The following is a 22,410-nucleotide window of genomic DNA, read 5'->3' as shown; positions in this document are numbered from 1 at the left end:
CCTCCTGGCGTGGCCGGTGCGGGAGACGATGCCGTGACCGGGGCCGGGCCTCAATGACCTCCCAGGTCATGAAAGTGATGACCGCCGGTCCGGCCCGCTCAGCAGACGACCAGGGCGCGGCCTCCCCGGCCGTCCCGCATCGCCTGGAAGGCGGCGGGGATGTCGTCGAGGGCGATGTGTCCGGTGACCATGGCGGACAGGTCGAGTGCGCCGCTGCGGACGTGTTCGGCGATACGGGGCAGGTCGGCGGCCGGGTCGCTGTTGCCGTAGACGCAGCCGGAGAGGGTACGGCCGAAGTAGAAGAGTTCCAGGGCGGAGAAGGTGACCTGCTGGTCCTGGCCGCCGATGCCGACGACGGTGGTGCGTCCGCCGCGCCGGGTGGACGACCAGGCCGTACGGATGGTGTCCGCCCGGCCCACGCACTCGATCGCGACGTCCGCGCCGTGTCCGCCGGTGAGCTCGCGGATGCGTTTGGCGGTGGCGTCGGAGGTGAGGAGGAATTCGGTGGCGCCTGCCGCGCGCGCCAGTTCCTCCTTGGCCGGGGACACGTCGACGGCCACGATCGGACCGGCGCCCGCGATCCGCGCGGCCTGGAGGGTGGCCAGGCCCACGCCGCCCGCGCCGAACACCGCCACCGACTCTCCCGCCCGCACCCGCGCGCTGTGGTGCACGGCGCCCCACCCCGTCAGTACGGCGCAGCCCAGCAGTGCCGCGTCGGTGAGCGGCACGCCGGGCGGCAGCGGCAGTGCCGCGTGGGCCGGTACGACCGTCTCCTCGGCGAAGACCGCGGTACCGAGGCCGGGGTAGAGGTCGCTGCCGTCGGCGGCGAGCTTGGCGTACGGGACGCCCGCCGCCTTTCCGGCGTCGGCGCACAGCCAGGGCTCGACCAGCCCGCAGAAGTGGCAGTTCCCGCAGGAGGGGGCCCAGTTCAGGACGACCTGGTCACCGGGTGCGAGGGTGTCGACGCCCGCGCCGACGGCGGTGACGGTGCCCGCCCCCTCGTGCCCGAGGACGGCGGGCGCGGGCTGCCGCAGGGCTCCGTCGGACAGTGACAGGTCGGAGTGGCAGACGCCGGCCGCCGCCAGGCGGATGCGCACCTGGCCCGGGCCGGGGCCGGGCAGTTCGATCTCGGCGACCTCCAGCGGGGCGCCCACGGCGGTCAGTACGGCGGCACGGGTCATGCGGGTGTGGCTCCTTCACGTTCGGCGGACTGTACGGGTACGGCGGGCGGCCGCCCGGACCCGCGCGCTCAGAGCTGGAGGGACTTGGTCTGGAGGTACTCGCTCAGGCCGTGCGGGCCCAGTTCCCGGCCGATGCCGGACTGTTTGTAGCCGCCGAACGGCGCGAGCGGGTTGAAGCGCCCGCCGTTGATGTCGACCTGCCCGGTGTCCAGGCGCCGCGCGAAGGCGACCGCCTCGTCCTGGTCACCGGCCCAGACCGCGCCGGCCAGGCCGTAGACCGTGCCGTTGGCGATCCGTACGGCCTCCTCCTCGTCCGCGTACGGGAGGACCGCGACGACCGGGCCGAAGATCTCCTCCTGGGCGATGGTCATGCCGGGCGTGACGTCGGCGAACAGGGTCGGGCGGACGTAGTAGCCGCGCTCGCGGCCCTCGGGGGCGTCCGGGCCGCCCGCGACGACCCGGGCGCCCTCCTCGATGCCGCGTTCGATGTAGCCGCGGACGCGGTCGCGCTGAGTGGCGCTGACGACCGGGCCGAGGCGGCTGGCGCCGTCCAGCGGGTCGCCCGGCACGTACTTGGCGATGGCCGTCGCGGCCAGTTCCAGTGCCTCGTCGTACCGGTCGGCGGGGACCAGCAGCCGGGTCCAGGCGCTGCATGTCTGTCCGGAGTTGGCCATGACGTTGGCGATGTTGACGCCGACGGCCTTGCCCAGGTCGGCGCTGGGCAGCACCACGTTGGCGGACTTGCCGCCGAGTTCGAGGGCGCAGCGCTTGACGGCGGCGCCGGCCAGGGCGCCGACCTTCTTGCCCACGGCGGTCGATCCGGTGAAGGAGACCAGGTCGACGTCCGGGTGCTCGGCCAGTGCCTGTCCCGCGACCGGGCCGCGCCCGGTGACGAGGTTGAAGACACCGGCCGGCACGCCCGCCGCGTCCACGCACTCGGCGAAGAGCTGGGCGACCAGCGGGGTGTTCTCGGCGGGCTTGAGGACGACCGTGCAGCCCGCGGCGAGGGCCGGGGCCACCTTGGCGACGATCTGGTGCAGGGGGTAGTTCCAGGGGGTGATGGCGCCGACCACGCCGACCGGTTCGTGCAGGACGGTGGAGGTGCCGATCTTCTCCTCGAAGGCGTACGTGGCGGCCAGTTCGGCGTACGAGCCGGCCACCATGACCGGGACGGCGGCCTGCACCGCCTTGCTGAACGCCAGCGGCGCGCCCAGCTCGGCGGTGATCGTCTCGGCGATCTCCCGGGCACGCCCGGCGAGCTGGTCGCGCAGCGCGGTCAGCCGGGCGGCGCGCTCGGCGGGCGCGGTGCGGGCCCAGCCGGGCAGAGCGGCGCGAGCGGCCCGTACCGCGGCGTCGATGTCCTCGGCGGTCCCGGCGGGGACGGTGCCGATGACCCGTTCGTCGGCCGGGTTGACGACGTCGATGGTGTCCGGCCCGGCGGCGGGCCGCCAGCTCCCGTCGATGTACATGGCGTCATGCTGCTTCACGTCGTCGCCCTCCCGTGCCGGCTGCTGTCGGTGCGCCCGAAGGTACCCGCCGACCCAAACTAGCGGTGGTAGTTTTTGGGCGCCAGCCCTCCTTACCGGCCACCTCGGAGGCCATCGGTCGGCGTCCGGCTCCCGCGGCTCAGCGGCGGGCCGTCAACAGCGGCTGGAAGTAGCCGTCCTCCTCCGGATCGTGCCAGGCCGGGCGCTCGAAACCGGCGGCCGTGACGAAGGCGGTGACCTGGTCCCGGGTCAGTGCCCAAGAGGTCGCGCGCCGACTGTGCACCTCCCAGGTGGCGCCGCGCGGCAGCAGCTGGATCAGGTCGAAGTTGTAGTGCTCGCCGTCGTCGCGCCACTCCCACAGCTGGAGTGTGACGGCCCGGCCGCCGTCGGAGGTACGCGTGACGCGGACCGGCAGCACCTCGCGGTGTTCGCGGCGCGCTTCCTCGTAGGCGCGCATGCCGAGGAGGAGTTGGCCGCCGGGGCGCAGCACCCGTCGCACGGAGGCGAGGGCCGCGCGTACCGACTCGGGGGTGATGAGGAGGGCCAGGGAGTTGTCCGCGCACACCACCGCGTCGAAGAAGGCGTCGCGGAACGGGAGCTTCCGCATGTCGGCGGCGGCGGTCGGCAGACGCAGGCCGCGGGCGGCCGCCTCGGCCGTGGCGCGGGCCGCCGCGACCGGGCTCAGGTCGGTGCCGGTGACGGCGTGACCGGCCGCGGCCAGGCCGATCGCTTGGGTGCCGATGCCGCAGGCGCAGTCCAGTATCCGGTGTGCTCGGTCGCCGAGCGCGGCGCGCAGGTGGCCGTCGAGGGCGCGGCCCTGCTGGGCCACGGCGGTGGGCCAGTCCGGGTACAGCAGGTCGTACGTCGGGGCCAGCTGGTCGAAGAACCGTGCCAACGGCGGGTCCGGCATGGGGTCACGATAGTGCGGCGGGGGCGGGTCTTCACCGGGTGGCGCGGGTTCCGTTGCCGGGGGCGGGAGCCGGGGGCCCGTGGGGGCCGTCGCCGCTCTCCGGGCGCGGGGGCCCGGACTTCTTGCGCGCCGGGCGGGCGGCCACGGCTGCCGAGGCCAGGAGCAGGACGCCGAGCAGCGCGAAGGGCGCCGCCGTACCGGCCAGTCCGGCCAGCAGGCCCGCTGTCGCGGGGGCCGCGACCTGGCCGAGGCGGTTGCCGGTCAGGCGCAGGGCGAGTGCCGTGCTGCGGGCCGCCGCCGGGGCCGCCTGGACGACCGTGGTCATGGAGAGCGGCTGCCCGACGCCGAGGCAGAAGCCGAGGACGCCGAGCATCGCGGCCAGTACCCAGACCGGCGCGGGCAGGGTCAGTCCGGCGCACAGCAGGCCCGCGAGCGCGCAGCTGCCCGCCATCAGGGCGGTGCGTCCGAGCAGCCGGATCATGGGCGTCATGACCAGCCGGCAGGCGACCGTGGCCGCCGCGCGCAGGCTGAGCAGGAGTCCGACGGTGGCGGGGGCGATGCCCCGGTCCTCGCCGATGACGGGGAGGTAGGCGGTGAGGATGTCGGTCGCGGAGAGCACCGCGAGGCTCATGAAGATGCCGGCCGCGACGCCCCGGGTGCCCAGGATGTTCCGTACGGGTGTGTGGGCCGCCGATGTCGTACGTCCTCGGAAGCCCAGGGCGCTCCGTACCGGCGTGCGGGCCGCCGATGTCGTACGGCCCCGGGTGCCCAGGGCGCTCCGTACCGGCGTGCGGGCCGCCGCCTTCGTACGGCCCCGGGCGGGTCGCGTGGCCCCGGAGGCAGCGGCCGGGTGGTGTTCGAGGCGCCACAGGGACAGGTAGGAGAAGGCGGCGAGGGCGCCCGCGGCCAGGAGTGCGGTGGCGCTGGTGGCCGCCATGGCGCCGTCGTGCTCGGAGACGACGAGTCCGGCTGCGGCCGGGCCGACGAGCTGGCCGAGGGAGGCGCCGATGGTGAAGTGGCCGAAGTTGCGGTCGCGTTCGTCCGGGGCGCTGCGGCGGGCGACGATGGACTGGGCTCCGATGACGAAGCACAGGTGCCCCAGGCCCATCACCCCGCTCCAGGCGGCCATCGCGGGCAGCGAGCCCGCCACGCCGCTGAGCGCGCAGCCGCCCGCGATCAGCGCGACGCCGGCGACCAGCAGCGGGGCGCAGCGGCCGTGGTCGGTGCGGCGGCCGAGCGGTACGGCCACCAGCAGCGGCAGCAGCGCGTACACCGCCGTGATCACGCCGACCGCCCGCTCGTCGGCGCCGAGCGCCAGCGCCCGGTAGGAGACGGCGGGCCGGGCCATGCTCACCGCGGCCTGGGCGAAGGTGAAGGTGATGACCAGGCGCAGCAGCCAGCCCCGGCCGGGCGTCGCGGCGTCCACGGGTCAGATGATCCCGTACAGCAGGCCGGCCGCGAGGACGACCAGGGAGGTCAGCACCGCCCACTTCACGGTGAACCGGGTGTGGTCGCCGAACTCCACCTTCGCCATGCCGACGAGGACGTAGACGGCGGGGACGAGCGGGCTGGACATGTGCAGGGCCTGGCCGACGAGGGAGGCGCGGGCGATCTCCAGCGCGCCGACGCCGTGCGCGGCGCCCGCCTCGGCGAGGATCGGGACGATGCCGAAGTAGAAGCCGTCGTTGGACATGAAGTACGTGAGCGGGATGCTCAGGACGCCGGTGACGATGCCCATGTGCGGGCCGAGCGCGTCCGGGATGCCGTCGACGAGCCAGCGGGCCATGTGCGCGACCATGCCGGTGCCGGTGAGGACGCCGGTGAAGACGGCGGCGGCGAAGACCATGCCGGAGACGTTCAGGACGTTCTCGGCGTGGGCGGCGATGCGGGCCTTCTGGTCCGTCATGCGGGGGAAGTTGACGGTGAGCGCGGTGGCGGCGCCGAGGAGGAAGAGCACCGGGATGGGGAGGGTCTGGAGGACGAGGAGGACCAGCAGGGCGACGGTGAGGGCGGCGTTGAACCAGTAGAGCTTGGGGCGCAGGGTGGCGCGGTGCGGGTCCAGGCCCTGGAAGTCGTCGGTGCCGGGGGCGGCGGCGTCGGTGCCGGGGGCCGCGTCGACGGTCGTGGGGTCCGCGTCGACGGTCGTGGGGTCCGCGGAAACCGTGCCGCCGTTTCCGCCGTCGGCCACCGCGGGACGCGCCTTCCCCGTACGCAGGGCCGTCGTCCGCAGGACGGTCGTACGGACGCGGGCCCCGAAACCCCCGGTCGCCGCGGCGAGCACCGGCTCACCGGCCGGAACAGCACGCCCGGTCGCGGTGCCCGCGTCGTCGAGCGTGAGCAGGCCGAGCCGCTTGCGCTCGCGGCGCCCGAGGACGTACGCGAGCAGGAAGACCGCGACCAGGCCGGTGGCCAGCGCCGGGACCATGGGGACGAAGATGTCGCCGGCGTCCAGCTTGAGGGCGGTGGCGGCACGGGCGGTCGGGCCGCCCCACGGGACGGTGTTCATCACGCCGTTGGCGGTGGCGGCGACGCCGGTCATGACCACCAGGCTCATCTTCAGGCGGCGGTAGAGCGGGTAGAGCGCGGACACCGTGATCATGAAGGTGGTGGAGCCGTCGCCGTCCAGCGAGACGATCGCGGCGAGCAGCGCGGTGCCGACCACGACCCGGACCGGGTCCGCCTTGCAGAACCGCAGGATGCCCCGGACGACCGGGTCGAACAGCCCTACGTCGATCATCACGCCGAAGTAGATGATGGCGAACATCAGCATCGCGGCGGTCGGCGCCAGGTCGCCCACGCCCTTGAGGACGTACGCGCCCAGGTGCGCCCCCTGGCCCACCAGGACGCAGAAGAGCGCGGGGATCAGGATGAGCGCGGCCATCGGCGACATCTTCTTCGTCATGATCAGCACCAGGAAGGTGGCGATCATGACGAATCCGAGGACTGTCAGCATGGGGGTACCTCACGTTCGCCTTCGAACACCGCCCGGGACGGCGGTCGAGGCGACGGTAGGTGGCCGAAACTTTCGTTAACAAGGTCTTGACGCGCGAGCAATACGAGCAAAACAGCGGGCTGTGCGAGCGGCCGTCCCGCCGGTCCGGCGGCCGGGAGACTTCCGGAGCGGTACCGCGTACGGCCTCCGCCGGGTGGCCGAGAGTTTCCGTTGACGGGCCGGGCCCGCAATCCTAAGGTCCTCCATAGGATTGCTAGATCCCCTTGAGCGGCGGGAGCGCGCGATGACAGGCACGGGCAACGAGCGGGCGAGGAAGACGGCCGAGGGACTCGCGTACTCCTCGGGATTCGGCAACGAACACAGCTCGGAGGCGGTCACCGGCGCCCTGCCGGTGGGCCGCAACTCCCCGCAGCGCGCGCCCCTGGGCCTGTACGCGGAGCAGCTGAGCGGTTCGGCGTTCACCGAGCCGCGCGCGCACAACCGCCGTACGTGGCTCTACCGCGTCCGCCCGTCCGCCGCCCACCCGGCGTTCACGCGGGTGGACAACGGCGCGCTGCGCGGCGCGCCCTTCACCGAGACCGAACCGGACCCCAACCGCCTGCGCTGGAACCCGCTGCCCGTACCCGAGGCCCCCACCGACTTCCTGGCCGGGCTCTGGACCCTGGGCGGCAACGGCGACGCCACCCAGCGCACCGGCATGGCGATCCACCTCTACCACGCCAACACCTCCATGGACCGCCGGGTGTTCAGTGACGCGGACGGCGAACTGCTGATCGTGCCCGAGCACGGCGGCCTGCTGATCCGCACCGAACTGGGCCTGCTGCGCGCCGAACCGGGGCACGTCGCGCTGATCCCGCGCGGCGTCCGCTTCCGCGTCGAGCTGCTGGACGCCACCGCGCGCGGCTACGTCTGCGAGAACTACGGGCAGCCCTTCCAGCTCCCCGACCTCGGCCCGATCGGCGCCAACGGCCTGGCCAACGCCCGGGACTTCCTCGCGCCGACCGCCGCGTACGAGGACGAGGAGGGCTCCTACGAGGTCGTCAACAAGTTCTGCGGCAACCTCTGGAAGGCGACCTACGACCACTCGCCGCTGGACGTCGTGGCCTGGCACGGCAACCACGTCCCGTACGTCTACGACCTGCGCCGCTTCAACGTCATCGGGTCGATCAGCTACGACCACCCGGACCCCTCGATCTTCACCGTGCTGACCTCGCCGTCCGACACCCCGGGGCTCGCGGGCGTGGACTTCGTGGTCTTCGCACCGCGCTGGCTGGTCGGCGAGGACACCTTCCGGCCGCCGTACTTCCACCGGAACGTGATGAGCGAGTACATGGGGCTGGTCGAGGGCGCCTACGACGCCAAGGCGGAGGGCTTCGTCCCGGGCGGCGGCTCGCTGCACAACATGATGTCCGCGCACGGCCCCGACCGGGAGACCTTCGACCGGGCGAGCGCGGCGGAGCTGAAGCCGCAGAAGATCGACGACGGGCTGGCGTTCATGTTCGAGACCCGCTGGCCGGTCACCCTCACCGGGCAGGCGGCCGGCGCCGACCACCTGCAGAGCGGCTACGACGGCGTGTGGCAGGGTCTTGAGCGCCACTTCCGCCCCTGAGAGCACCGGACCGACCGGGACCCGTCCGGCCGCTGTGAGCACAGAGCCGGCCGGAAACCGTCCGGCCTCTGAGAGCACAGAGCCGGCCGGGAACCGCCCGGCCCCCGATACGGAGCCGCCGTGACCACCTTCGCCCCCGACTCGCTGGACCTGAACCGCAAGCTGCCGCTGTGGTACCAGGTCTCGCAGTCGCTGCGCGCGTCCATACTCGGCCGCTCCCCCGGCGCCCCGCTGCGCCTGCCGACCGAGGACGCGCTCGCCGCGCACTACGGCGTGAGCGTGCTGACCATGCGCCAGGCGCTCAAGGAGCTGGAGACGGAAGGGCTGATCAGCCGGCACCGCAGGCGCGGCACGTTCATCGAGCCGAGCGCGCGGCGCGGGGCGCCGGTGCGGCTGCTCGGTTCGGTGGACGCGATCGTGGCCCAGCAGTCCGGTATGCGGACCGAACTGCTGGGCCACGGCCCGGCCGCGGTGCCGTCCGAGCTGGCGGAGTACTTCCCCGGCCTGACGGAGGTGGCCGCGTACCGCAGGCTGCGCGGCGACGCGAAGACCGGTGAGCCGACGAACCACGCGCGCAACTTCCTGCGTCCCGATGTCGCCGCCCGCGTGGACCCCGCGGACCTGGAGCGCTGGCCGATGACGAAGGTGCTGCGGGACGCGGTGGGCGTGGCCATCGCCCGCATCACGGACACGGTCGAGGCGCGGCTGGCCGACCCGGAGACCGCCCGGCTGCTCCAGGTGCCGCTGCTCAGCCCGATCCTGCACTACACGGGGATCACCTACGACCAGGACGGGCGGGTGGTGGACGTGGCCCTGATCCACTACCGGGGCGATCGTTTCTCCTTCACGGTGACGCTGGACGCGCACTGAGCCCGCCCCGCACCGCGGTTGGCCCACCCCGGTGCGAGGGCCGGCGGCGCGGCAGGTGAAGATGTGCGACATGTCACCCATCAACCGTCGTACGGTCCTCACCGCCGCGCTCGGCGCGGCAGCCCTCAGCAGCACCCCTCTGGTCACGGGCATGGGGGCCGGCCTGGCCCGTGCCACGTCCGACAAGGACGTGTACGACACCAACACGGACCTGTACAAGAAGCTCTCCGGCCAGGAGGGCATCCAGTTCGGGCGCCGCTACAGACGCCATGAGCTGCTCGACAACGAGCGGGGGGAGAGACACCCGTACCACCGCACGACGATCATGGCGCTGCACGGCGGCGGCATCGAGAAGGGCACCTCCGAGCTGTGCCTGGGCATAGCGGGCTACCTGCCCGACACCCTGGCGCCGCTCTTTCCGGGCGAGCCGGTGTACGACTACTGGATGTTCGAGGGGCTGCGGCTGCCGAGCATGAACCTGGGGTCCAACCGCGACCTGCACGTCACCGCGAAGCACTGCGACGACCATGTCGCGCTCTCCATGGCGGCCTCCAGCCTCAACGTCCTCAGCCTGCACGGCTGCACCGCCGAGCAGGCCGGTGTACGCAGCGGCCAGGACCCCAAGGTGGTCGTGGTCGGCGGCCTGAACGCCGCGTTCAAGAAGCTGCTGCACGAGGAGTTGGGCAAGCACTTCAAGACGGTGGACGGCGACGACTTCCCGGACCTGGCCGGAGTCAACCCCGCCAACCCATGCAACCGGACCATGCTCGGCAAGGGCGGCCAGCTGGAACTCAGTACCGAACTGCGCGCGTCCTTCTTCGACAAGGACACGATGGAGGGGCGTCCCGGCAGCACGAACGACGAGTTCAAGAAGTTCGCCGGCGCCTGCCGCAAGGCGATCGCCCGCCTGGAGACCCGCTCGGACCAGGTGATTCTCTGAACGCCGCGGGCGGTGCCGGTCCGCCGGCCCGCCCGCCCTCAGGACACCCCCGCAGGCCCTCAGATCCCCAGCACCCCAGCTCCTCAGATCCTCAGATCCTCAGATCCTCAGATCCTCAGATCCGCTCCAGGCTGCGCCCCGTACTGCGCGGTCCCAGCAGCGCCACATCCAGACACAGCAGCACCATCAGTACCGCCGAGCCTATGAAGACGGCACCAGGCCCGAGGTCCGTCAGCACGGTGAGCGCGACGAACGGCAGGATCACCGAGGTGAGCCGGGACAGCGAGTAGGCGATGCCGATGGCGCTGCTGCGCAGACCGGTGGGGAAGATCTCGGTCTGGTAGACGTGGAAGGCGTTGGAGAAGACGTTGCTGCACACGGTCAGCGCGAAGCCGGCGCTCACGATCAGCCACCCCGCGTCGGCGAAGCCGAAGGCCAGGCCGCACCCGGCCATGCCCAGTGCGGCGGCAATGATCAGTGTTTTGCGCTCGATCCGGTCGATCAGCGGTACGGACAGGGCCGAACCGATCGGATAGCCGCAGAAGCTGAGCGCGGCATAGCTCAGCGACGCGGTGACGGTGTGACCCTTGGCGGTCAGTACGACCGGCGCCAGCGAGCCGAACCCGTAGTAACCGACGGTCTGGAGCACCTGGAAGAGCCACCACATGACCGTTCGGCGCCGGTAGTCGCCGCGGAACATCTCACCCAGCGGGACACGGCGCTGCGGCACTTCCGCCGCCACCGCGACCGACGGCAAAGTATCGCCGGTCTCCCGCGCGACGCGCTCCTCGATGTCCGTGACGATCCGCGCGGCCTCCTCCTCGCGGCCCTGCACGGCGAGCCAGCGCGGCGACTCGGGCAGCCGGGCGCGCATGAGCTGGATGAACGCCGCGCCCAGGCCGCCGGCCACCAGCAGCCAGCGCCAGCCCTCGACGCCGAACAGCTCGCGGGTGGCGACCAGGCGCGCGCCGACGAAGGCGGCCACCGGCACGCCGAGGAAGCCGAAGGTGTAGGCCCAGGCGATGTAGCGGCCGCGGACCGCGCGCGGCAGGAACTCGGCGAGGTAGGTGTCCACCAGGACGAGTTCCGCGCCGAGGCCGAGCCCGGCCAGGAAACGCAGCGCGATCAGCCACTCGGCGTTCGGCGCGAAGGCGCAGAGCAGCGAACACAGGGAGTACGCGCCCAGATTGACCAGGAACATCCGGCGCCGTCCGAACCGGTCCGCGAGCACGGAGAGCACATTGGCGCCCACGAACATGCCGAGGAACCCGGCGGCGATCACCCACGACTTGGCGGTGTGGTCCAGGTGCCAGCGCTCGGCGAGCACCGCGGCCAGCACCCCGCCGAGGAAGATCTCGTAGAGGTCGAAGAAGGCACCGATGCCCACGGTGAAGGTGAGGCGGCGGTGCCAGCGGGACGGCGGCAGCCGGTCCAGCCGGGCTCCCGCCCGCGCCCCGGTGAGCTGCGTGGCGGTCATGGCGCTCCTCCCGGCGGACGGCGGCGGCACGGGCCCAGGCCCTGACGACAGGACTTACGGCGTACGGCGGTCCGCTGCACGGGCGCACCGCGGCACGGCGTACGGCCTGGACCGTACCCCCCGGTGATCACTCGCAAAAGACCGCCTCCGGCCGCCGCCGTTACGATGCCCCCAGCGAAACGGGCGCACCGAAGGTCCAGGGAGGGCGACCGCGTGACGGTGACACAGGCGACGGGGAGCGGCGGCGGCAGGCTCGCGGCGGCGCCCCGGCTCGACGACCTGATGCCCTGGTCGGCGGCGCCGCTGCGGCTCGGCCGCGGCTGGGTCATGGCCCCGGACGCCGCCTCGCTGCGGGCCCGCTGGGCGGCGCTGCACGCGGCCGGGGACGACGCGGCGCGCGAGCGGCTGTTCCGGCCCAGCCGCGCCCGTACGCTGCGCACGGCCGTCCCCCAGCTGCCCGGCCAGGCCACCCCCACCGGCCGGCTCGCACACACCGGCGGGCCGTGCCCTGAGCCGGTGCGCGTCCTGCACGGCCCGTACGACCAGCAGTGGCTGCTGCCCGACCACCGGCTGATCGACAGCGCCCGGCCGGAGTTGTGGCGGGTCGCGGACGGGCGGCAGGTCTTCGTGGTGGAGCTGGGACACGTGCCGCAGACGCAGGAGCCGGCGCTGGTCGCCTCCGCGCTGCTGCCGGACGGCCGGTCCCCGGCCGGACGCCCCGGCCGCATCCGGCCCCTCTACCGGCGGCCCGGCGGCTGTGAACCCAACCTGGCGCCTGGCCTGACCGAGCTGCTGGCCCGGCGGCTGGACCGGCCGGTGGGCGCCGCCGAAGTGCTCGCCTGGACGGTGGCGAGCGCCCGTTCCACGCCGTCCGGCGCCGTCGTACCGCTGACCGCCGACGCCGGGGTGTGGGAGGACGGGGTGGGGCTGGGCGAGCGGCTGCTGTGGCTCCAGACGAGGGGCGCACGGGGTGACGGGACGGCGTACGGGGCGCACGCCGGTGACCGCCCTCGGCTGCCGGGTGGCCGACGGCCCTACGTACGGGCCCCGCTGCCCGCCCGCGGACTGCCCGACAGCATCTCCTACCTGCCGGACGAGGAGGCGCTGCTCCTCGGCCCCGGCCGGGTCTCCCCCGTGCCGCGGGCGGCCTGGGAGGCCGAGGCGGGCGGTGTGCCCGTGGTGGAGGCGTGGTTCGAGCGGCGTACGGCCGCGGTGGCCGAGCCGGGCAGCCTGGAGGCGGTACGGCCCGCGGCCTGGCCCCAGGAGTGGACCACCGAACTGCTGGAGCTGATCACGGTGCTGGCGCTGGCGGCCGAACTGCGCCCGGCGCTGGAGGACGTGCACGGCCGGACGGCGGACGGGCCCCGCGTCGAGGCGTCCGAGCTGCGCGCGGCGGGGGTGCTGCCGCCACCTGCCGCGGCCCGCCGCCCGGCCTCCGTCCTGGACCACCACGAGGAGGGCCCGGAGGGGCAGTTCGCCCTGCTGTGACGCGCTGCTGTGACGCGGTCGTGCGGCCCGGCGCGTTGCCCGGGGCGCGGCGGCGGGTAGGTGCTCCGACCATGGATGACACCGTGCCGCAGCCGCCGCCCCTGGAGGGCATCACCGTCGTCGCCGTCGAGCAGGCCGTGGCCGCGCCGTTCGCGACCCGGCAGCTCGCCGACCTCGGCGCCCGGGTGATCAAGGTCGAGCGTCCGGACGGCGGTGACTTCGCCCGTGGCTACGACACCTCCGTACGCGGCCTGGCCTCGCACTTCGTGTGGGCCAACCGAGGCAAGGAGTCCTTGGCGCTGGACCTGAAGGACCCGCGCGGGCGCGCGCTGCTGGAACAACTGCTCACCGACGCCGACGTGTTCGTGCAGAACCTGGCACAGGGCGCGGCCGCCCGGCTGGGGCTCGACGCGGCGGCGCTGTGCGCCCGGTACCCGCGCCTGGTCGCCGTCGACATCTCCGGCTACGGCCCCGACGGCCCGTACGCGCACAAGCGGGCCTACGACATGCTCGTGCAGTGCGAGGCCGGACTCGTCTCGCTGACCGGGACGCCGGAGGAGCCCGCGAAGGCCGGGATACCGGCGGCGGACATCGCGGCGGCGATGTACGCGTTCTCCGGTGTGCTGGCCGCGCTGCTGCGCCGTGGCACGACCGGGCGCGGCGGCCCGGTGGAGGTGGCGCTGCTGGACGCGCTGGCCGAGTGGCTGGGGCATCCCCTGTACTTCGGGATGTACGGGGGCACACCCCCCGCGCGCACAGGGGTCGCGCACGCCGTCATCGCGCCGTACAACGCCTATCCGACGGCGGACGGGCAGCCGGTGCTGGTGTCCGTGCAGAACGACCGGGAGTGGCAGCGGCTGGCACGGCAGGTGCTGGAACGGCCCGAACTGGCCGAGGACCCGGCGTTCGCGACAAACGTGGCGCGCGTCGGCAACCGGGACAAGACGGATGGTGTGGTGGGTGAGGTGCTGGCCGGGATGGGCGTCGAGGAGGCCGTACGGCGGCTGGAGGCGGCGGGGATCGCCTGTGCGCGGCTGAACGGGGTGGCGGAGCTGGCCAGGCATCCGCAGTTCGCGGCGCGGGACCGCTGGCGGGAGGTGGGGTCACCGGCCGGGCCGCTGCGTGCGCTGCTGCCGCCGGTCACGCTGCCCGGGAGTGCGGGGCCGGTGATGGGGGACGTCCCGGCCCTCGGCGAACACACCGACGCGCTGCTGAGCGCTCTGGGTCTGACGAGCGAGCGGATAGCAGCGCTGCGCCGGGACGGTGTGGTCGCCTGAGGGACCGGGAACGGTGTCGTCCGGACGGACCTCAGCCGTGGCCGTGGCCGCCGAAGAGCGACCGACGCAGCCTGCGCAGCGGTGCGAACAGCGACACCCTGGCGCCGCGGCTCGTCCTGCTGCGCCGGTGATCACGAGCAGTGAGCTCCTGCATCAACGATGTCGCGCCCTCCGTCTCCCGGTGCGGGACGGCGGGTCCGCCCAGCACCGCGAGATGGCGGTCGAGCCGCGCGCTGGACGCGCCGCTTCCGCAACTGATGGCAGGCACTCGTGGCCTGCTGCGCATTGTTATCTGTTCCATGACACTCCCCACCCGTACGAGGGCACCCGGCCCGGGCAGGGTAACCCTATCTCTCTCCTGTGACACGCGCGCGGCCCGGTCACCGGCATTCACCTCCCGCACACCGACGTTGACGCCACCTTACGGATCACTGTCAACCGAGGGCGAGTTGGATGAGTACCGAGGTCGTGGGCCTGACGGAGCCGCCGGCCGGCTCCAGGGTGACCGCCAGCCGGTCCGCCCGCCCGGTGCCGCCGTGCCGAAGATCACGTACGACGGCGGGGCCCGCGGTACGCGACCCCCGGTCGTACGGCAGCATCGCGGCCGGGCGGGCGGTGGCGAGGCCGTCCCGCATCCGCCACAGCTGGTACGCGTACCCGTCGGGCGGCGGGGGCAGTCCGGCGGCGTTCACCACGGCCTGGTTCATGGCGACCGATTCGACCGCGCTCAGTGACCGGCCGCCGATCGGGCGGCCGGAGACGGCCAGCGCGTCCGGTGCGGCCAGGACGGCGTTCACGGCCTGGGTCACCGCGCGCTGCCGGTCCAGTTCGGTGTCCGTACGGGCGAGCTGGAGGGCGAGCAGCGCGCTGACGACGAGGCTCAGCGCGGTGACCGCCGCGGCGACGCGGGGGCCGAACCGGGCGGACCGGCGCAGAGGGGCGCGCTCGGTGCCGGTCTCCGGCGCACGCGCCGTAGGCACAGCGGCCGGAGCGGTGGATTCCGGTTCTGTCGGGGCCTCCTGCGGGGTGGCGAGGGCGGCCGCCAGCACCCGGGTGCGCAGTTCGCCGGGGGCGGGGCGGGCGGCGGCGCGGGCGAGCCAGGTGGCGTCCTCGGTGAGGACGCGCAGTTCGGCCGCGCAGTCCGGGCAGCGGCGCAAGTGCCGCTCGAAGCGGCGGCGTTCGCGCGGCCCGAGGGCGTCGAGGGCGTACGGGGCGGCCAGGGCGTGGGTGCCCCGGCGTCCGGCGCGCCACGCCTCCCGGAGGGCCGCGTACGGCGGGCGGCGGCTCATACGGCACCCGCCAGGCAGTCCCGCAGCCGCGCCAGCCCGTCGCGCAGCCGGGACTTGACCGTGCCGAGCGGTACGGCCAGCCGACGCGCCGCCTCCCGGTGGGTGTAGCCGTCGTAGTACACCAGCGTGACCGACTGCCGCTGCAACGCGGTGAGCCGCTCCAGGCACCGGCGGACCCACTCCCGTTCGAAGGAGCCCTCGACCTCCTCGGCCACCTCGTCGAAGACGGTCACCGCGCCCCGCCGCGCGGCCCGTTCCTCGCGCTCGCTCGCGGCCCGCGCCGCCCGCACCCGGTCCACCGCCCGGCGGTGGGCGAGGGTGAGGATCCACGACAGCGCGCTGCCGCGCCCCGGGTCGTAGCGCCCGGCCCGCCGCCAGATCTCCAGCAGCACCTCCTGCGTCACCTCCTCGGCCTGGGCGGTGTCCCGCAGGACCCGCCGGGCCATGCCGAAGACCGGGGGCGACACCAGGTCGTACAGCTCTTCGAAAGCGCCGTGGTCACCCCGTGCGATCAGGGGCAGCAACACCTCGGCGCCGCGCCCTGCGCCCGTTCTGGAGTCCACGCGGCTCACCCCGTTCCCGTGCCGACCGGTCATTGTCCCGCCGGGGTGGATTCGGGGCGAGACGCGCGGCGGACCGGTCCGGGCGGCCCCGGTTTCGCGGGGCGCGCGAAATCCGTACCCATCCGCACGGCGCGCGGCCCCGAATAGCCGCCACAGCGCCGGTACGGCAGAAGCGCCGCCGTACCGGTGCTACCAGGCCGGCCCGTCCGGCCCGTTCGAGGGGGAGGACCGAGGCGATGACCGCCACCACACAGGACGTGCAGGAACCCAGGCCCGGAGAGCCCGGAGAGCCCTGGAAGTCCGGAAAGCCCGGACAGCCCGGAAAGCGGGCCAGGCTCAGGAGCCGCCGGACCGTCGCCGTACTGGCGTGCGGCTCGCTGGCCACCGCGGGCATCGCCGGCGCGGCCGCGGGGCCGCTCTCGCTCCGCTCGGCGCAGGCCGCCAGCCACCGGGAGGCGCCGCAGATCTCCGGGCAGCCGGAGTACGACACCACGGACGTGTACGCCTACCAGAGCCCCGACAAGCCGGACACCACGACGCTGACGGTGAACTGGTGGCCGTTCGCGGAGCCCGCGGGCGGCCCGAACTTCTACAAGTTCGCCACCGACGCCCAGTACGACGTGCACGTGGACAGCGACGGGGACGGACAGGGCGACCTGATCTACCGCTGGACGTTCAAGGACAACTACCGCAGCGGTGACACGTTCCTCTACAACACCGGCCAGGTCACGTCCCTCGACGACAAGGACCTGAACTTCTACCAGACGTACGACATCGACCTGCTGCGGCTGAAGGACCAGAAGGTCGTCTCCAGCACGAAGGTCGCCGACAACCTGATCGCCGCGCCCTCCAACGTCGGCAAGGCGTCGATGCCGGACTACCAGAAGCTGCGGGACCAGGCGGTGCGCCCGGTCGCGGGCGGCGCGAAGTCCTTCGCGGGCCAGGCGGACGACCCGTTCTTCCTGGACCTGCGCGCCTTCGACCTGCTGTACGGCGGTGACCTCTCGGAGGTCGGCCGGGACACCCTCGCGGGCTACAACGTGCAGTCCGTCGCCCTCCAGGTGCCGACGAGCACCCTGCGGCAGTCCGCCGCGCAGCCGGTGATCGGTGTCTGGTCCACCACCCAGCGCAAGAACGCCTCCGGCGGCTGGTCCCAGGTGTCCCGGATGGCCAACCCGCTCGTCAACGAGCTGGTCGTCCCGGTCAAGGACAAGGACCGCTTCAACGCGTCGGCGCCGTGGAACGACGCGCAGTTCCTGAAGTACGTCACCGACCCCGAGCTGGCCCGGCTGATCGAGAAGATCTACGGGATCAAGGCACCGGCGCTGCCCCGCAAGGACCTGGTCCAGGCATTCCTGACCGGTGTGCCGAAGCTCAACCAGCCGCCCAACGTCCGCCCCGCCGAGGCGCTGCGGCTGAACACCTCCGTCCAGCCCACCGACCAGCCCAAGCGCCTCGGCGTCCTGGACGGGGACAACGCGGGCTACCCGAACGGCCGGCGGCTCACCGACGACGTCGTGGACATCTCGCTCCAGGTCGTCGAGGGCGAGCTGGTCGGGCAGAAGAACGACCTGGGGGACGCGGTCGACGCCAACGACCGGGCCTTCGGGAAGACCTTCCCGTACCTGGCGCTGCCCACCTCCGGCTCCGAAGGGCCGCTGGCGAAGAAGAGCGGCGGCGACAGCACGAACGGGAGCGGCCAGGGCTCGACGAACCAGTCCGCCCGCCTCCAGACCGGCCTGCGTCCGCAGGACAGCGGTACCGGTGACGACGACACCGTGCTGATCGCGTCGGCCTCGGCGGGCGCCGCCGGACTGGTGCTCGTCGGCGTCGGACTGCTGTGGCTGCGCGCCAACCGGCGGTCGAGGGCCGGGCGTTGAAACACCCCAAGGCGCCCAGGAGCGTGCGCGGCCGGCTGGCCGCCGCCGTCGGGACCGTACTCCTCGCGTGCGGGATCACCGTCGGCGGGCTCGCGCTGGGCGATGACGGCGGCCGGGCACCTGCCCTCGTGCCCGCGCCGCCGTCGTCCGACGTCCCCGTGGGCCGCGGCACGACGGCCGGCGCCGTGACCGCCCTCCAGGCGCAGTTGCGTGCGCGGCCCGGGGACTGGCGCGGCTGGGCGCAGCTCGGCGCCGCCTATGTCGAGCAGGCCCGGACGACCGGGGACCCGACCCGCTACCCGCAGGCCGAACGTGCTCTCGGCCGCTCGCTGGCGCTGCGCCCGCAGGGCAACGACGCCGGGCTGGCGGGCCGGGGCGCGCTCGCCGCGGCGCGGCACGACTTCCGTGCCGCGCTGCGGGACGCGGACGCCGCGCTCGCGGTCAATCCGTACAGCGAACGGGCGCTGGCGGTACGCGTGGACGCGCTGGTCGAGCTGGGCCGCTACGACGCGGCGCTCGCGGCGGCGCGGCACGCCGACGCGGTGCGCCCCGGCCTCCCGGCCTTCACCCGGCTCGCGTACGTGCGGGAGCTGCACGGCGACGCCGACGGCGCCCGGAAGGTGCTGGACCTGGCGCTGCGCTCCGCCGGGCGGCCCGACGACATCGCGTACGTCGCCACGGCCCTCGGCAATCTGGCACGCGGGCAAGGCCAGTACGCACAAGCTCTGCGGCATTACGGGGCTGCGCTGCGCGCCGTCCCGGGACACCTGCCCGCCTTGGAAGGACGGGCGCGGACCTACGCGGCGCGCGGCCAATTGGGCACGGCGGCCCGCGAACTGCGCGAAGTGGTACGCCGCTACCCGCTGCCGGGCCCCCTGGCCGCGCTCGGCGAGGTCTACGAAGCGCGCGGCGAACGGGCCGCAGCCCAGCGCCAGTACGCCCTGGCCGGGACCTGGGCAGACCTCGCGCGCGCCAACGGCGTGGCGGTCGACCTGGAAACCGCCCTGATCGAGGCCGACCACGGTGACCGCCAGGCCGCCCTGCGCGCGGCACGCGCCGAGTGGTCCCGCCGCCAGACCGTGCACACCGCCGACAGCCTGGCCTGGGCCCTGCACCGCGCCGGCCAGAACCGGGCAGCCCTCCCCTACGCCGAGCGCGCCGCCGCGCCTGGGTTCCGGGACGCGGCGTTCCTCTACCACCGCGGCATGATCGAGCGCGCGCTCGGCCGGACCGCCGACGCCCGCCGCGACTTGTCCGCCGCGCTGCGCCTGGACCCCGGCTTCTCGCCCACCGGCTCGGCCGCGGCCCGGTCCGCGCTCGCCGCCCTGGAGGCCGGACGGTGACCCGGCGGGCAACCGCCCTGGCGGTCGTGGCGCTCGCGGCCGTCCTGCTGCTGCTCGTCCCGGCCGGTTCCGCGAGCGCGCATCCGCTGGGCAACTTCACCGTCAGCCAGTACGACGGGCTGGTCGTCCGGCCCGGCGCACTGCGCGTGGACCATGTCGAGGACCTCGCGGAAGTCCCCGCCGCCCAGCAGAAGCCCCGTATCGACGGGGACGGGAACGGGACGCTGAGCCGGGCCGAACTGGCGGGCTGGGCCCGGGAGCGGTGTGCGACGGCGGCGCGCGGCAGCGGGCTGACCGTCGACGGGCGCCGGGAGCCGCTGCGGTCCACGGACGCCACGGCCGTCACCCGGCCCGGCCAGGCGGGACTGCCGACGCTGCGCCTGGAGTGCCGGCTGGCGGCCCGGCTGCCTTCGGACGGGCGGGCCGCGCTGCGGTTCCTCGCGGCGGAGGGCGACGGCGCACCCGGCTGGCGGGAGGTCACGGCCCAGGGCGACCGGACCCGGCTCACCGCGTCCGACGTGCCCGCGGCGTCGGCCTCCCGACGGCTGACCGCGTACCCGCAGGAGGTGCTGGAGTCACCGCCCGACCGCCGCTCGGCAACCGTACGGGCCGTACCGGGCGGGCCGGCGCTGTCCGAGGCGGACGGCGCACCCGCCGCCGCCCCGCCCGCCGGGTCCGTCCTGCCGCGGGGCGCGGACCGCTGGGCCCAGGCACTGACCGGACTCGTCGCCCGCCACGAACTGACCCCCGCCTTCGCCGCGCTGGCGCTCGGCGCGGCGCTGCTGCTCGGCGCGCTGCACGCGCTCGCGCCGGGGCACGGCAAGACGATGATGGCCGCGGCAGCGGCGGCGGGCGGGCGCAGCTCGCGGCGGGACGTGCTGGCGCTGGGCCTGTCGGTGACCGTGACGCACACCCTCGGGGTCTTCGCGCTGGGGGCGCTGATCGCGGCGGGGTCGGCCGCCGCGCCCTCCGTGGTGGCGTGGCTCGGGGTGGCCAGCGGGGCGCTGGTGGCCGGGGCGGGGGCCGTACTGCTGCGCCGGGCCCTGCGGCTGCGGCGCCACGGGGGCGAGCATTCCCACGGCTACGGCCACGACCACAGCCACGGCCACAGCCACAGCCACGGCCATGCACAGGAACACGGGCACCAACACGGGCACGGGCACGAACACGGCCATCAGCACACCCACGGTCACCACCACCATCACCATCACCACCCCGCCCGTCCCGGCCTGCGCGGCATCGTCCTGCTGGGATTCGCCGGCGGACTGGTACCGAGCCCCTCCGCCGTGGTCGTCCTGGTCGGCGCCGCGGCGCTCGGCCAGGCGTGGTTCGGGTTCCTGCTGGTCGTGGCGTACGGCGCGGGGCTGGCCGGCACGCTGGCCGCGGCCGGGCTGTTCGCCGTCCGGCTGACGCTGCGGCTCGGCGGCCGAGGGACCGCCGGGCGGGGGGCCGGTGCGCGGCTGCTGGCCGCCGCGCACCGGCTGGCTCCCGTCGGCACCGCCTCCGTCGTCCTGCTGCTCGGTTGCGGATTGTTGCTCAAAGGGGCGGCAACCACGCTGGGTTGAGGTACGTTTCCACCGCATCGCTCTTTCGCGAGGGGGGCTCGTCCATGAGCGAGGGTCCTGGCAGTGCGGGAACCGGCGCCCCGCTGGGCGGCGGGGACGGCGGACGGCTGCTGGCGGGGCGCTACCGGCTGGTCGACCAGTTGGGCCGGGGCGGCATGGGTGTGGTGTGGCGGGCCCGGGACGAGGTGCTGGCCCGCGAGGTCGCCGTCAAGGAGGTGCGGGCGCCGCGCGACCTGACGGGCCGCGAGGAGGAGTTGCTGTACACGCGGCTGGAGCGGGAGGGCCGGGCCGCGGCCCGCATCTCGCACCGCAACGTGGTGACCGTCTTCGACGTGGTGTCCGAGGGCGGGCGGCCGTGGATCGTCATGGAGCTGGTGCGCGGGCTGTCGCTGGCGGAGGCCCTGGACGCGGAGGGCCCGATGGCGCCCGCCCGGGTCGCGGGCATCGGGGCCCAGGTGCTGGCCGCGCTGCGGGTCGCGCACACGGCGGGCGTGCTGCACCGGGACGTGAAGCCGGGCAACGTCCTGCTGTCCAACGACGGCCGGGTGGTGCTGACCGACTTCGGCATCGCGCGGGTGGCGGGCTCCGCCGCGCTGACGCTGACCGGCGAGCTGGTGGGGTCACCGGAGTTCCTGGCGCCGGAGCGGGCGCTGGGCCGGCAGGCGGGCCCGGAGTCGGACCTGTGGTCGCTGGGCGTGACGCTGTACGCGGCGGTGGAGGGGCAGTCGCCGTTCCGCCAGGACACCCCGCTGACCACGCTGCGCGCGGTGGTCGACGAGGAGCTGCCGCCGCCCCGCCGTGCGGGCCCGCTGGCGCCCGTACTGGAAGGGCTGTTGCGCAAGGAGCCGCAGGAGCGCCTGGACGCGGCAGAGGCGCAGGGGATGCTGGAGGCGGTGGCGGCCGGCGAGGCCACGCCCACGGTCGTGGTGCCGCCCGGTCAGCCGCCCACGGTCACCGCCGATCACGCGGCGGCCGGGTACGGGTACGGGCCCGCGACGCCGGTGCCGGGCCCGCCGACCGGAACGCCGGGCGATGACACCACGACGACGACCGCGGCCGATCAGGAGGCCGAGCGGCGCCGGCGGCGCTCGGTCCGGCTGCTGCTGGCGGGTGCGTTGCTGGCCCTGCTGGCTGCGGGCGGAGTGGCGTACGCGCTGCTGGACGACAGCGGCACACCGGCCCGTACGCCGGGCAGTACGACGGGCGGCGGTTCCGGAGGCGGCACCGGTGACGACGGCGGAGGCGGCGGAACGGGCGGCGGGGCTTCCTCCCCGGGGCAGTCGGCTTCCGGCGGCACGTCCTCCGCCACCACTCCCCCGGCCGCCACGACTCCCGGCCGTACGTACCCCGGCACCACCTCGCCCGGCCGCACCTACCCCGCCACCCCGCCCCGTACGACAGACCGGCCGCCGACGACCGGGCACCCCACCACCACCGCGCCGACCACGTCGGCTCCCACGACCTCCGCCGGTTCGGCCACGGGCGGGACCACGGGCGGCGGCCCGTACGGCGGAGCGACCGGCACGGGCTACGACGCCGGCCCGCGGACCTAGCAGCGGCTCCACGCCCCGGACGCGG

18 protein-coding genes are annotated in these 22,410 nt (G+C 74.3%); 9 read left to right on the top strand and 9 right to left on the bottom strand.

Features of this window, described 5'->3' with window-relative positions:
- Positions 1 to 98 precede the first annotated feature (98 nt).
- The 5 genes from OEIGOIKO_RS33510 to OEIGOIKO_RS33490 form a co-directional block, all read right to left on the bottom strand.
- Entirely contained in the window at positions 99 to 1,181 is a 1,083-nt protein-coding gene (locus tag OEIGOIKO_RS33510; RefSeq protein WP_125057180.1) for a Zn-dependent alcohol dehydrogenase, read from the bottom strand.
- Positions 1,182 to 1,249: 68 nt separating this feature from the next.
- Complete coding sequence (locus OEIGOIKO_RS33505) at positions 1,250 to 2,668, bottom strand: aldehyde dehydrogenase family protein (protein WP_125057179.1); 1,419 nt, start codon at positions 2,666 to 2,668, stop codon at positions 1,250 to 1,252.
- 139 nt (positions 2,669 to 2,807) lie between these two features.
- The gene (locus OEIGOIKO_RS33500; protein WP_125057178.1) at positions 2,808 to 3,578 is read right to left on the bottom strand and encodes a class I SAM-dependent methyltransferase; all 771 of its coding nucleotides are present in this window, start codon (positions 3,576 to 3,578) and stop codon (positions 2,808 to 2,810) included.
- Positions 3,579 to 3,609: 31 nt separating this feature from the next.
- Positions 3,610 to 5,004, bottom strand: a complete 1,395-nt coding sequence (locus tag OEIGOIKO_RS33495; RefSeq protein WP_125057177.1) for an MFS transporter — start codon at positions 5,002 to 5,004, stop codon at positions 3,610 to 3,612.
- Positions 5,005 to 5,007: 3 nt separating this feature from the next.
- The gene (locus tag OEIGOIKO_RS33490) at positions 5,008 to 6,531 is read right to left on the bottom strand and encodes a CitMHS family transporter (protein ID WP_125057176.1); all 1,524 of its coding nucleotides are present in this window, start codon (positions 6,529 to 6,531) and stop codon (positions 5,008 to 5,010) included.
- Between the two features lie 283 nt (positions 6,532 to 6,814).
- On the opposite strand from OEIGOIKO_RS33490, the gene hmgA reads away from it, so the two are divergent.
- The 3 genes from hmgA (at position 6,815) to OEIGOIKO_RS33475 (ending at position 9,950) form a co-directional block, all read left to right on the top strand.
- Complete coding sequence (hmgA, locus tag OEIGOIKO_RS33485; RefSeq protein ID WP_125057175.1) at positions 6,815 to 8,140, top strand: homogentisate 1,2-dioxygenase; 1,326 nt, start codon at positions 6,815 to 6,817, stop codon at positions 8,138 to 8,140.
- A 120-nt stretch (positions 8,141 to 8,260) separates the two neighbouring features.
- Positions 8,261 to 9,010, top strand: a complete 750-nt coding sequence (locus tag OEIGOIKO_RS33480) for a GntR family transcriptional regulator (RefSeq protein ID WP_125057174.1) — start codon at positions 8,261 to 8,263, stop codon at positions 9,008 to 9,010.
- 70 nt (positions 9,011 to 9,080) lie between these two features.
- Positions 9,081 to 9,950, top strand: coding sequence for a poly-gamma-glutamate hydrolase family protein (locus tag OEIGOIKO_RS33475; RefSeq protein WP_125057173.1), 870 nt, complete (start codon positions 9,081 to 9,083; stop codon positions 9,948 to 9,950).
- Between the two features lie 115 nt (positions 9,951 to 10,065).
- Here the strand turns inward: OEIGOIKO_RS33475 and OEIGOIKO_RS33470 are convergent, their stop codons facing one another.
- Positions 10,066 to 11,427, bottom strand: a complete 1,362-nt coding sequence (locus OEIGOIKO_RS33470) for an MFS transporter (protein WP_125057172.1) — start codon at positions 11,425 to 11,427, stop codon at positions 10,066 to 10,068.
- A gap of 213 nt (positions 11,428 to 11,640) precedes the next feature.
- Between OEIGOIKO_RS33470 and OEIGOIKO_RS33465 the strand changes: the two genes are divergently transcribed.
- Positions 11,641 to 12,915: a type ISP restriction/modification enzyme gene (locus OEIGOIKO_RS33465; RefSeq protein WP_371858990.1), complete on the top strand. Its 1,275-nt coding sequence runs from the start codon at positions 11,641 to 11,643 to the stop codon at positions 12,913 to 12,915.
- Between the two features lie 71 nt (positions 12,916 to 12,986).
- The gene (locus OEIGOIKO_RS33460; protein WP_125057171.1) at positions 12,987 to 14,192 is read left to right on the top strand and encodes a CaiB/BaiF CoA transferase family protein; all 1,206 of its coding nucleotides are present in this window, start codon (positions 12,987 to 12,989) and stop codon (positions 14,190 to 14,192) included.
- Between the two features lie 31 nt (positions 14,193 to 14,223).
- Here the strand turns inward: OEIGOIKO_RS33460 and OEIGOIKO_RS33455 are convergent, their stop codons facing one another.
- From OEIGOIKO_RS33455 to sigK, 3 genes are all read right to left on the bottom strand, one after another.
- Complete coding sequence (locus tag OEIGOIKO_RS33455) at positions 14,224 to 14,493, bottom strand: hypothetical protein (protein ID WP_033039582.1); 270 nt, start codon at positions 14,491 to 14,493, stop codon at positions 14,224 to 14,226.
- Between the two features lie 133 nt (positions 14,494 to 14,626).
- Positions 14,627 to 15,481, bottom strand: a complete 855-nt coding sequence (locus OEIGOIKO_RS33450) for an anti-sigma factor (protein ID WP_125057170.1) — start codon at positions 15,479 to 15,481, stop codon at positions 14,627 to 14,629.
- On the bottom strand, positions 15,478 to 16,077 hold the full coding sequence (gene sigK, locus OEIGOIKO_RS33445) for an ECF RNA polymerase sigma factor SigK (protein ID WP_125057169.1): 600 nt from the start codon (positions 16,075 to 16,077) through the stop codon (positions 15,478 to 15,480). Before sigK ends, OEIGOIKO_RS33450 begins: the two co-directional genes overlap by 4 nt.
- 203 nt (positions 16,078 to 16,280) lie before the next feature.
- Here sigK and OEIGOIKO_RS33440 point away from each other — a divergent pair, with 203 nt between their 5' ends.
- From OEIGOIKO_RS33440 to OEIGOIKO_RS33425, 4 genes are read left to right on the top strand one after another with little or no spacing between them, the layout of a single operon-like run.
- A complete protein-coding gene (locus OEIGOIKO_RS33440) occupies positions 16,281 to 17,924 on the top strand; it encodes a DUF4331 domain-containing protein (protein ID WP_125057168.1) in 1,644 nt (547 codons plus the stop codon).
- Positions 17,925 to 17,947: 23 nt separating this feature from the next.
- Positions 17,948 to 19,267: a tetratricopeptide repeat protein gene (locus tag OEIGOIKO_RS33435; RefSeq protein ID WP_174857260.1), complete on the top strand. Its 1,320-nt coding sequence runs from the start codon at positions 17,948 to 17,950 to the stop codon at positions 19,265 to 19,267.
- Positions 19,264 to 20,832 carry a nickel transporter gene (locus tag OEIGOIKO_RS33430; RefSeq protein ID WP_125057167.1) on the top strand — a complete coding sequence of 523 codons (1,569 nt, stop codon included), beginning with the start codon at positions 19,264 to 19,266 and terminating at the stop codon, positions 20,830 to 20,832. Before OEIGOIKO_RS33435 ends, OEIGOIKO_RS33430 begins: the two co-directional genes overlap by 4 nt.
- A 44-nt stretch (positions 20,833 to 20,876) precedes the next feature.
- Positions 20,877 to 22,385 carry a serine/threonine-protein kinase gene (locus OEIGOIKO_RS33425; protein WP_125057166.1) on the top strand — a complete coding sequence of 503 codons (1,509 nt, stop codon included), beginning with the start codon at positions 20,877 to 20,879 and terminating at the stop codon, positions 22,383 to 22,385.
- Positions 22,386 to 22,410: the final 25 nt, after the last annotated feature.

The organism is Streptomyces paromomycinus (genome assembly GCF_003865155.1).
Classification (GTDB): domain Bacteria; phylum Actinomycetota; class Actinomycetes; order Streptomycetales; family Streptomycetaceae; genus Streptomyces; species Streptomyces chrestomyceticus.
Note: the sequence above shows the minus strand (reverse complement) of the source record. Positions and strands in the feature narration are given on the sequence as shown.

Coding starts and splice junctions, on each gene's coding strand:
- OEIGOIKO_RS33510 (WP_125057180.1), bottom strand. CDS start 1,181: ATGACCCGTGCCGCCGTACTGACCGCCGTGGGCGCCCCGCTGGAGGTC.
- OEIGOIKO_RS33450 (WP_125057170.1), bottom strand. CDS start 15,481: ATGAGCCGCCGCCCGCCGTACGCGGCCCTCCGGGAGGCGTGGCGCGCC.
- sigK (WP_125057169.1), bottom strand. CDS start 16,077: ATGACCGGTCGGCACGGGAACGGGGTGAGCCGCGTGGACTCCAGAACG.
- OEIGOIKO_RS33470 (WP_125057172.1), bottom strand. CDS start 11,427: ATGACCGCCACGCAGCTCACCGGGGCGCGGGCGGGAGCCCGGCTGGAC.
- OEIGOIKO_RS33500 (WP_125057178.1), bottom strand. CDS start 3,578: ATGCCGGACCCGCCGTTGGCACGGTTCTTCGACCAGCTGGCCCCGACG.
- OEIGOIKO_RS33425 (WP_125057166.1), top strand. CDS start 20,877: ATGAGCGAGGGTCCTGGCAGTGCGGGAACCGGCGCCCCGCTGGGCGGC.
- OEIGOIKO_RS33455 (WP_033039582.1), bottom strand. CDS start 14,493: ATGGAACAGATAACAATGCGCAGCAGGCCACGAGTGCCTGCCATCAGT.
- OEIGOIKO_RS33460 (WP_125057171.1), top strand. CDS start 12,987: ATGGATGACACCGTGCCGCAGCCGCCGCCCCTGGAGGGCATCACCGTC.
- OEIGOIKO_RS33440 (WP_125057168.1), top strand. CDS start 16,281: ATGACCGCCACCACACAGGACGTGCAGGAACCCAGGCCCGGAGAGCCC.
- OEIGOIKO_RS33490 (WP_125057176.1), bottom strand. CDS start 6,531: ATGCTGACAGTCCTCGGATTCGTCATGATCGCCACCTTCCTGGTGCTG.
- hmgA (WP_125057175.1), top strand. CDS start 6,815: ATGACAGGCACGGGCAACGAGCGGGCGAGGAAGACGGCCGAGGGACTC.
- OEIGOIKO_RS33475 (WP_125057173.1), top strand. CDS start 9,081: ATGTCACCCATCAACCGTCGTACGGTCCTCACCGCCGCGCTCGGCGCG.